Below are 2567 nucleotides of genomic sequence, written 5' to 3'. Positions count from 1 at the left end.
GGGGGGGGGGGGGGTGTACACTGGGGGGGGGCGTGTGGCTGGGGTTGGGGGGCTACCCCCCCGGGGGGGTTTGCCCCCCGCCACCAACCCGGGCCCCGGCACCCGGCGCCGGCCGGGATGATCGGGCCCGATTTACCGAAAGCCGATGATCGGCAACGGCTGTAAGGTCGTGACCGTGAGTGAGTTGTACGGCCGCAGGTTCCGCAGGGTCGCCCGCGCGGACGTCGTCATGAGCCGGGCGGTGTCCCGGATTCCGGAGTCGGCGGCCGATCGCGGCATGCTGCGGCTGACCAGGTCGGCCAACACCGGCGGCCTGTGGCTGGCGACGGCCGCGCTGCTGGCGGTGAAACCGGGCCCGCCGCGACGCGCCGCATTGCGCGGGGCGATCGCCCTGGCCGGGTCGAGTTTCACGGTGAATCTGGTGCTCAAGTCGCTGATCCCGCGCCGCCGTCCACCGGCCGAGCTCATGCCGCACAGCCGCCGGCTGATCGACCAGCCGTTCTCGTCGTCGTTCCCGTCGGGCCACAGCGCCAACGCCGCGGCCTTCGCCACCGCCGTCGCGCTGGAGAGCCCGCGCACCGCGCTGGCCATCGCCCCGGTGGCAGCCGCCGTCGCCTATTCGCGCGTCCACACCGGCGCGCACTGGCCCTCCGACGTCCTGGTCGGCGCCGCCGTCGGCACCAGCGTCGCGCTGGCCACCCGCCGGTGGTGGCCGATCCGCGAATCCGACGAGGCCGAGGCGCGCGTGGTGCGCCACGCCCCCGCGCTGGTCGACGGCAAAGGTTTACTGCTGCTGATCAATCCGCGTTCGGGCGACTCCGCCTACGACCCCACCCCCGACATCGCCGAGGCCCTGCCCGCCGCGACACTGGTGCACACTGAGCCCGATCGCGACGCCGCCGAGTTGTTGCAGGAGGCGCTCGATCCGTCGATCGTCGCGGTCGGCGCGGCGGGCGGTGACGGCACCATCGCCGCGGCCGCCGCCGTCGCACTCCGCAACGACCTGCCGCTGGTCGTCGTCCCGGCGGGCACCCTCAACCACTTCGCCCGCGATCTCGGCGTCTACGACCTGCGCGAGGTCGCCGACGCGACCGGCGCGGGCGAGGCCGTCGAAGTCGACGTCGCCGCAGTGGAATTCGAGACCGCCGACGGTCCGCGCACCCACTACCTGATCAACACCGCCAGCATCGGCGCCTACCCCGATCTGGTCCGCCTGCGCGAGAAGTGGGAGGACCGCTGGGGCAAGTGGCCCGCGTTCGCGGCCGCGCTGATCGTCACGCTGCACCAGGCCGAACCGATCCGCATCCGCCTCGACGACCGCTGGCACGATCTGTGGTTCCTCTTCGTCGGCAACGGCCCGTACCACCCGCACGGCGCCGTCCCCGCGTTCCGCTCCCGGCTCGACGAGGGCCTGCTCGACGTGCGCTGGCTGCGCGCCGATGTGCGGTTCTCCCGCACCCGCGCGGTCATCGCGCTGATGCTGGCCGCGATCGGGCACAGCCGGGTCTACGGCGAACGCCAGATGCACGAGCTGCCGGTCAGCGTGCGCACTCCCGTCGCGGTGGCCGCCGACGGTGAAGTGGTCGGCACCGCAAGCGATCTGCGCTTCACCATCGCGGGCAAGCTCGCGGTCTACCGCCGCGACGAGGACAACCCGCGCTGGGAGAACCGCGCCCGCCCGCATCACCGCCGTCCCCTGGCCTGGCTCATGGACCGCCGTCGCTGATTCCTCACGAACCCGTCTCACCTCGATCACCATCGGCCACAACAGCCTTGCGCGGCCCGCGCCGGTGGACATGATGGAGGCATGAGCTCGCCGGACGGCGCACGTCCGATCACCGCAACCGAAGCCGATCGCCGCTGGGACCCGTGGACCCCCAGCGTGGTCGCCGCCCGCCTGAGTACCTGCACGGCGCCGTGGGCGGTGGCGGGCGGCTGGGCCGTCGAACTGTTCGCCGGCGGCATCTCCCGCGCCCACGCCGACATCGAAATCACCGTCCCCCGAACGGATTTCCCCGAGATCGCGGCCGCGTTCCCGGAATACGAATGGGACATCGTCGGCGACGGCCACCTCTGGCCCTACGCCGACGCCGCCGACCGCACCGACCTCCACCAGGCCTGGCTACGCGACCCGTTCACCGGCGCGTTCCACCTCGACGTCTTCCGCGAACCACACCGCGGCGACACCTGGATCTGCCGACGCGACCCCACGATCACCCTCCCCTACGCCGAGCTGATCCTCACCACCCCGTCCGGCATCCCCTATGTGATCCCGGAGGTGGTCCTGCTGTTCAAGGCAAAGGCCAACCGCGCCAAGGACGACGCCGATTTCCGCCGGATCCTGCCGCTGCTGTCCGAGGACCGGCGCGCCCGGCTGTCGTCCTGGCTGACGCGGGTCCACCCCGATCACCCGTGGCTGAGCAGGACCGCGGCCTGACCCGACCACCTCAGCCGAGGCTCGCCGGTCTACGCAAGACCGGCACTAGGGCCAGTTCCGAGGTACGCCGACAATCGCTGAGCATTAACCGAAAGCTCAGATCTTCCCCAGTAGACCCAAGCCCGGCAAA

2 protein-coding genes are annotated in these 2567 nt (G+C 71.9%); both read left to right on the top strand.

Features of this window, described 5'->3' with window-relative positions:
• Positions 1-175: 175 nt before the first annotated feature.
• Entirely contained in the window at positions 176-1726 is a 1551-nt protein-coding gene (locus ACFWPJ_RS23970; RefSeq protein ID WP_378854636.1) for a phosphatase PAP2 family protein, read from the top strand.
• Positions 1727-1807: 81 nt separating this feature from the next.
• On the top strand, positions 1808-2437 hold the full coding sequence (locus ACFWPJ_RS23965) for a nucleotidyltransferase domain-containing protein (RefSeq protein WP_378854635.1): 630 nt from the start codon (positions 1808-1810) through the stop codon (positions 2435-2437).
• The last annotated feature ends 130 nt before the right edge of the window (positions 2438-2567 follow it).

Origin of the sequence: Nocardia sp. NPDC058497 (assembly GCF_042720195.1) — a bacterium.
Classification (GTDB): Bacteria; Actinomycetota; Actinomycetes; order Mycobacteriales; family Mycobacteriaceae; genus Nocardia.
Note: the sequence above shows the minus strand (reverse complement) of the source record. Positions and strands in the feature narration are given on the sequence as shown.